Source organism: Streptomyces sp. NPDC127119 (assembly GCF_042677425.1).
Taxonomy (GTDB): domain Bacteria; phylum Actinomycetota; class Actinomycetes; order Streptomycetales; family Streptomycetaceae; genus Streptomyces.
Genome location: NZ_JBHXTO010000262.1, coordinates 1 through 6,520 on the forward strand (window position 1 = coordinate 1; position 6,520 = coordinate 6,520).

7 protein-coding genes are annotated in these 6,520 nt (G+C 72.5%); 2 read left to right on the forward strand and 5 right to left on the reverse strand.

Features of this window, described 5'->3' with window-relative positions; all coding sequences use genetic code 11:
- Window positions 1-51: 51 nt before the first annotated feature.
- A complete protein-coding gene (locus ACFVH5_RS43565; protein WP_385839239.1) occupies window positions 52-840 on the reverse strand; it encodes an alpha/beta fold hydrolase in 789 nt (262 codons plus the stop codon).
- 97 nt (window positions 841-937) lie between these two features.
- Here ACFVH5_RS43565 and ACFVH5_RS43570 point away from each other — a divergent pair, with 97 nt between their 5' ends.
- On the forward strand, window positions 938-2,272 hold the full coding sequence (locus tag ACFVH5_RS43570; protein WP_385839240.1) for a PLP-dependent aminotransferase family protein: 1,335 nt from the start codon (window positions 938-940) through the stop codon (window positions 2,270-2,272).
- On the opposite strand, the gene ACFVH5_RS43575 is transcribed toward ACFVH5_RS43570, so the two are convergent.
- The 3 genes from ACFVH5_RS43575 to ACFVH5_RS43585 all read right to left on the reverse strand — a co-directional run bounded on the left by ACFVH5_RS43575 (window position 2,187) and on the right by ACFVH5_RS43585 (window position 5,169).
- Complete coding sequence (locus ACFVH5_RS43575) at window positions 2,187-3,104, reverse strand: hypothetical protein (RefSeq protein ID WP_385839242.1); 918 nt, start codon at window positions 3,102-3,104, stop codon at window positions 2,187-2,189. The two genes, ACFVH5_RS43570 and ACFVH5_RS43575, sit on opposite strands and share 86 nt — an antisense overlap.
- 125 nt (window positions 3,105-3,229) lie before the next feature.
- Window positions 3,230-4,096: an ABC transporter permease gene (locus tag ACFVH5_RS43580; protein ID WP_385839243.1), complete on the reverse strand. Its 867-nt coding sequence runs from the start codon at window positions 4,094-4,096 to the stop codon at window positions 3,230-3,232.
- Window positions 4,093-5,169, reverse strand: coding sequence for an ATP-binding cassette domain-containing protein (locus tag ACFVH5_RS43585; protein ID WP_385839244.1), 1,077 nt, complete (start codon window positions 5,167-5,169; stop codon window positions 4,093-4,095). Before ACFVH5_RS43585 ends, ACFVH5_RS43580 begins: the two co-directional genes overlap by 4 nt.
- Before the next feature lie 176 nt (window positions 5,170-5,345).
- On the opposite strand from ACFVH5_RS43585, the gene ACFVH5_RS43590 reads away from it, so the two are divergent.
- Complete coding sequence (locus ACFVH5_RS43590) at window positions 5,346-5,798, forward strand: SH3 domain-containing protein (protein WP_384803622.1); 453 nt, start codon at window positions 5,346-5,348, stop codon at window positions 5,796-5,798.
- Window positions 5,799-5,881: 83 nt separating this feature from the next.
- Here the strand turns inward: ACFVH5_RS43590 and ACFVH5_RS43595 are convergent, their stop codons facing one another.
- Entirely contained in the window at window positions 5,882-6,283 is a 402-nt protein-coding gene (locus tag ACFVH5_RS43595) for a hypothetical protein (protein WP_385839245.1), read from the reverse strand.
- Between the last annotated feature and the right edge of the window lie 237 nt (window positions 6,284-6,520).

Genomic DNA, 6,520 nt, shown 5'->3' on the forward strand with positions numbered 1-6,520 from the left:
CTTCAGGGGCGCGGGGAACTGCGCGGCCCGCCCCCACCGGACCCGCAGATGTCAGGGGTGGGGGGTGCAGTGGGTCAGTAGGTCGGTCAGGGCCTTGTTGAAAGGTGTGGGGCGTTCGAGGTTCGGGAGGTGGGCCGCGCCCCGGACGACACACAGCACAGACCCCCGCACAGCCGCGTGCATCGCCTCCGCATCCGCCACGGGAGTGAACGTGTCCTCCTCCCCCACCACCACCAGCGTGGGAACGCCGACCCGGGTCAGCAGTTCCCGGTAGTCCGGCCGTTCGGCCCGCCCCCGCAGGGCCGCCGCGGCCCCCTCCGCCGACGTCCCCGTCATCATGCGGCGCACCTGCGCCACCACGTCAGGGCGGGCGTACGGCGCCACCATCCGGTACAGGACCTCCTCGGCGTACCCGCCCATCCCCTCGCGGAGCAGCCGTTCGGCCATCGCGCCCCGCGCTTTCCTCCCCTCGGGCGTCTCCGCCGCCGGGAACGTGTCCGCCAGGAGCAGGCCCCGGATCCGTTCGGGGAACTGCCGGTAGCACTCCATGACGATCTGGCCGCCCATGGAGAGTCCGCCGAGGACGAATTCGGGTACCCGGAGTTCGTCGAGGAGGGCCGCCACGTCCTCGGCGAAGACGGAGAGCGGGGTGATCCCGGGGACGACCGGGGACGCGCCGTAGCCCCGCAGGTCCGGCACGATCACCCGGCGCTCCCGGGCGAAGGCCGCCACCTGGGGAGCCCACATCGTGTGGTCGAAGGGGTGGCCGTGGATCAGGACAAGAGGCAGCGCCGTGGCGGCATGCGGGCCTTTGTCCTCGTATGCGAGGAAGGGAGCCATGGTCGGACCCTAGATCTCCTCAACTCCTCGGTGCAATAAGATCTTTGCTCTCGGTGCAATCCGGGCGGGATTCACCTGTGTTCCAGGAAGGGGCGGCGTGGAGGACTACCGGCGTATTGCCGACCGGCTGGCCGAGGAGATCTATTCGGGGCGGCTGAAGGCCGGTGAGCGGCTGCCGCCGCAGCGCGTGTTCGCCCGGCGCCGGCGCATCGCGGGGTCCACGGCCGGGCGCGTGTACGGAGAGCTGGTCCGGCGCGGTCTCGTCGTCGGCGAGGTCGGGCGCGGCACCTTCGTACGGGCCGCCCCGCCCCCCTCCGGCCGGGCCCTCGCGGAGGCCGCGCACGACCAGGACCCCCAGGTGAAGATCGATCTGGAGCTCAACTACCCGTCCGTACCGGGGCAGTCGGAGCTGATGGCCGACGGGCTCGCGCCGCTGCTGCGGGCCGACGTGCTGGGCGAGGCCACCCGTACCGTCCCGGCCACCGGCACCCCCGCCGCGCGCGAGGCCGTCGCGGGACTGCTGGCGGGGTCCGGGTGGCGGCCCGCGCCCGAGCAGCTCCTGTTCGCGGGGAACGGCCGGCAGGCCATCGCGGGCGTCCTCGCCTCGCTGGTACGGCCCGGTGGGCGGGTCGGCGTGGAGGCGCTGACGTATCCGCTGGTCAAGGAGATCGCCGAGCGGATCGGCTGCACGCTCGTGCCGCTCGCCACGGACGAGGAGGGGCTGCGGCCCGACGCCGTCGCCGCCGGCCACCGTGCCGCCCCGCTCTCCGCCCTCTACGTCCAGCCGACGCTGCACAATCCGACCGGCGTGACGGCGGGGGATCGAAGGAAGCGCGAACTCGCCGCTGTCGTAAGGGACGTGGATCTGCCCGTCGTCGAGGACCGCATCTGGTCGTTCCTCCATGAAGAGGGCGTGCCGCTCGCCGCGTACGCACCCGAGCGCGTCCATGTCGTCGACGGGCTGTCGAAGCGGGTGGCGCCCGGACTGACCGTCGGTTTCCTCGTCGTGCCCGAGGGGCGGGCCGGGGCGGTGGGCGGGGCCCTGCGGTCGGGCGGGTGGACGGCGGGGCGGTTCGCGCTGGAGGCGGGTACGCGGTGGATCCGGGACGGGACCGTCGAGCGGCTCGTCGGCAGGAAGCGGGCCGACGCGGCCCGGCGCCAGCGGGTCGTCGCGGAACTGCTCGACCCGTTCACGGTCCGGGCCGACCCGTACGCGTACTACGCCTGGTGGGAGCTGCCCGCGCCCTGGCGCGCGGACACCTTCACGGCTGCCGCCGCCGCCCGCGGGGTCGCGGTCACCCCGGGCCCGGCCTTCGCGGTGGGGCCGCAGGGCGCGCCGGACGCCGTCAGGCTCGGGCTCGCGTCGGTTCCGGTACCGGTGCTGGGACAGGCGCTGCGGACGCTGCGCGACGTCGCGCGCGGGCGTCCGTGAGCCAGGTCGCCAGCGCCACCGTGAGGCCGAGGGCGAGGATGAACCAGGCCGCCGTGCGCAGGGTCTCGGTGAGGGCGTCGTAGACCGCGCCCGCCGCGGCGCGCGAGACGTGCTCGGGCAGGCCCGCGAGGGTCATGGCCCGGCCGATGACGGTGGCGAGTGCCAGCAGGGCGGCGCCCAGGGCCATGCCGAGCGCGGTGGCCGTGACGGCGCGGCGGCGGCGTACGGCCAGCAGGATGCCGCCGAGGGCCAGGGCGACCGCCGCCAGCGGCAGCCAGAAGCCCGCGATCTCCAGCATGGGGAAGCCTTTCCGCAGGGAGCTGAGCTCCTGGGCCCCGAGGACCGTGACCTCGGTGTGCTCGACGGGAATGCGGTTCGCCAACGGCACGCGGTCGTCGGCCAGTTGGGACTTGAGGCGGGCGGTGACCGGGGCCAGGTCGAGCGTGACCGCGCCCTCGCTGTCGCTGCGCAGGGCCCGCAGGACGGCGTCGTGCGCGGCCCGGTTCGCCGTGGTCCAGGCCGCGCGGAAGGCCTCCGTACCGGTGAAGGACCGCACCGCCCGGTGGACGTACGCGCGGACCTCCCCCTCCAGCGGCCCGACCTCGACCTCGCTCATGATCCCGTCCGTGACGGTGTCCGCGATCGCGCCCTGGACGTCGGGTCCTGCGGCGAGCGGCGCCATCGTGTCGACGTACCGCCCGGTGTCGCCGATCTCGTACTTCGCCCACGCCGACAGCCCGCCCAGCGGTACGAGGACGCAGGCGAGCACGATCAGCAGCGCCGAGAGGGCCTTCCTCAGCGCCGAGGGGTCAGGGCCGGTGTCTTTCCGCACCTCTCAAGGAAGAACCCCGGCCGCGCCCCTCGCCATCGGGGCACGGCCGGGGTGACTGCATCCGGACGCGGATTGCGTTCTTCCGGGGGACCCGGACGGCCTGCGCCGAGCTCCGGAAGGCCTTCCTACTTGCGGTTGTAGAGCCTCATCGTGACCGGGCCGAAGACCGCGACCAGCACCCCGGCCCAGCCCAGCGACCACGCGATCTCGGCGGTCGGCCAGGAACCGTCCATCAGGCCGCGTACCGCCGAGGCGAGATGCGTGACCGGGTTGTTGTTGACGAAGGCCTGGAGCCAGCCCGGCATCGTCTCGGGGCGGACGAAGATGTCGCTGAGGAAGGTCAGCGGGAACAGGATCATCATGCTCACGCCCATGACCGACTTCTCCGTGCGCAGCAGCAGGCCGAACATCGTCCACACCCAGGAGAAGGCGAACGAGAAGACGAGCAGGAGGACGACGCCCGCCACCACGCCTTCGACGCCGCCGTCCGGACGGAAGCCCATGACCAGGCCCACCGCGAGCATCACGACCGACGCGATCGTGTAGCGCAGGGCGTCCCCGAGCAGATAGCCGACCAGCGTCGACGGGCGCCAGATGGGCAGCGAGCGGAAGCGGTCGAAGACGCCCTTCGCGATGTCGATGTTGACCGAGACGCCCGTGTACATCGTGATCATCACGACCGACATCACGAGGATGCCGGGGAGCAGGTACTGGATGTACTCCTCGGGAGAACCGGCGAGCGCGCCCCCGAACAGGTACGTGTACATCAGCACCAGCATGATCGGGAACGCCGTCACGTCGAAGAGCTGCTCCGGTACGTGCTTGATCTTGAGGATCGCCCGCCAGCCGAAGGTGAGCGAGGCCTGGAGGGCGTTCGGGCGCGGCGGGCGCTCGCCGGCGACCAGGATCGCGGCGAGGCTCTCGGTACGGACCGGCGAGAGGTCCGCGGTGTCCGCGGTTCCGGTGCCGGAGGACTGGGTCGCGGTGCTCATGCCGTGGCCTCTTTCTTCAGCGTCGGCTGGGTCGGCTGGGTCGGCTGCGTCCCGGGCGGATTCCCGGGCCGGCTCTCCGGCTTTCCGGTGAGGGCGAGGAAGACCTCGTCCAGGCTCGGCTGGCCGAGGGAGAAGTTGTCGACGGTGATGCCCGCGCGGGCGAGTTCGGCGAGGGCGCGGGACGCCTTCTCGGCGGCTGCGGAGCCGTCCGGCGAGCCGTCCGGCGAGCCGTTGCCGACCCGGGCCGTCAGCGCCACCGGGTCCGGCTCCAGCTGCACGTCCGTGCCGAGTGCCTGACGCAGCACCCGCTCGGCGTCCGGACGCCGGTCCGCGTCCCGCAGCCGTACGTGCACGGCGCCCGCGCCCACCGACGCCTTCAGCTCGCCCTTCGTGCCCTCGGCGATGACTTTGCCCTTGTCGATGACGGCGATCCGGGACGCCAACTGGTCCGCCTCGTCCAGGTACTGGGTGGTGAGGAGGACCGTGGTGCCCTGGGCGACGACCGCCCGCACGATCTCCCAGACCTGGTTGCGGCTGCGCGGGTCGAGGCCCGTCGTCGGCTCGTCCAGGAACAGCAGGTCCGGGGTGTTGAGGATGGACGCGGCGATGTCGATACGCCGCCGCATGCCGCCCGAGTAGTTCTTCACCTGGCGGCCGGCCGCCTCCGACAGGCCGAAGGCGTCCAGGAGTTGGGCCGCGCGGTCGTACGAGGCCTTCTTGGCGTGGCCGGTCAGACGCGCCAGCAGCACGAGGTTCTCGGTGCCCGTCAGGTCCTCGTCCACGGACGCGTACTGGCCGGTGAGGCTCACCCGGCCGCGGACCGCGTCCGCCTCCCGTACGACGTCGTGGCCGAAGACGTGCGCCTCGCCGCCGTCGGGACGCAGCAGGGTCGCCAGCATGCGGACGGTCGTCGTCTTGCCCGCGCCGTTCGGGCCCAGCAGGCCGTACACCGTGCCCGGCTCGATCCGTAGGTCCACGCCGTCGACCGCGCGGGTGTCGCCGAAGGTCTTCACCAGCCCCGCGGTCTCGATGGCCGGCCCGGCCCAGTGGTCGGTGCGGTTGCTGCTCGTCATGTCGGTCCGCCCATCCGCGTCGTTCTGGTGACTGGTTCGGTGACTCGTTTCGCAATACAGACCCCCGGGGCCGCGGAAACTCATCGGTGCGGCGCTGGGGGCCGTGCGGCGGGGGCCTCCGGTGGAGGGTTGACCCGAACGGGTGTTACCTGGTTTCGGAGGAGAGGAGGCCGATCATGCGTGTCACCCTGGCTCTCAGAATCCTAGGAACCGCCCTGGTCAGCGGCGGTGTGCTGACCGTCGCGGCCGCAGGTACGGCGACTGCCGGCGACCTCGGCGACCGGCGCGGCGACCGCCACGGCGGGGACCCCGTGTGGGGGACCGTCGTCTCCCGCGGCGACCTGAAGGTGCGGGCCCGCCCCGACCTCGGCTCGGAGGTCGTCGACCGGCTCCCGCCCGGCAGCCAGGACCGGGTCGCGTGCGTGGTGCGCGGCTCGCACGTCTTCGGCAACCCGCACTGGTACTGGCTCGTCGGGGCGCGGGCCTGGGCGAGCGCGGCGTTCGTCGACCTCGGCGGAGAGGGTGTGCCGAAGTGTTCCGACCCCTGCGACGGGGCCTGGAAGGACCGGTGGGACGAGACTTCGGACGCCGCGGGCTCCGGCTGGGAGTGGGTGCCCGGCGGGCAGTGAGCGGGTCCGAGGAGAACGGGGCCCCGGCGTGCAGCCGGGGCCCCGTCGTCATGCGTACCGGTGTGTACCGGTACGTACCGAGTTCAGTCCTCGGCCGTGTAGTAGCGGTAGAAGAGCACCACGAGGACGCCTGCCGCGATCACCAGGGACAGACCCACGGTCTTGACGACACCGGCGTCCGTGAGGCTGTAGACGAAACCGAACGCGATGCCCGCGAACGCCGCCCAGGTGGCCGCGCGCAGTTCGCGGGGCAGGCGGGGGGCGACGGTGTGCACGCCGTACGCGGCCGCGGCGAACACGAGGGCCGATACGACGCCCAGGAGGACGTTCCAGCCGGTGATCGGGCCTGCGTGGCGGGCTATGCCGGAGGTCCAGAGGCCGTAGACGATGCCGGCGAGTGCGGGCAGTACGAGTTTCGCTTTCAGCGGGACGGTGGGGTGGTGGGTGGTTCGTGGGCCGGTCCTTGCGGGTGCCGTATGAGCCATGACAGCACTCCTCTCTTCCTCGCCCCTGCCTTCCAGATCACACCTGGGCGGTTCGAACGGCAAGTCGATGAGGGTCCGCCTGCGGCGGGCTTACGTGGTGCGGTCGTGTGCCGCCTGCGGCCCCGGTGGGGGCCGTTCGCGCAGTTCCCCGCGCCCCTAAAAGCCAAAGGCAAAAGACTGCGCCGTTCCCCGCGCCCCTGACGGGCTGCGCCCGGGGGGCAAAAGCCGGGGCGCAGC

Excerpts from the sequence above, each read along its gene's own strand:
- ACFVH5_RS43565 (WP_385839239.1), bottom strand. The coding sequence starts at position 840 with ATGGCTCCCTTCCTCGCATACGAGGACAAAGGCCCGCATGCCGCCACG.
- ACFVH5_RS43580 (WP_385839243.1), bottom strand. The coding sequence starts at position 4,096 with ATGAGCACCGCGACCCAGTCCTCCGGCACCGGAACCGCGGACACCGCG.
- ACFVH5_RS43585 (WP_385839244.1), bottom strand. The coding sequence starts at position 5,169 with ATGACGAGCAGCAACCGCACCGACCACTGGGCCGGGCCGGCCATCGAG.
- ACFVH5_RS43590 (WP_384803622.1), top strand. The coding sequence starts at position 5,346 with ATGCGTGTCACCCTGGCTCTCAGAATCCTAGGAACCGCCCTGGTCAGC.
- ACFVH5_RS43595 (WP_385839245.1), bottom strand. The coding sequence starts at position 6,283 with ATGGCTCATACGGCACCCGCAAGGACCGGCCCACGAACCACCCACCAC.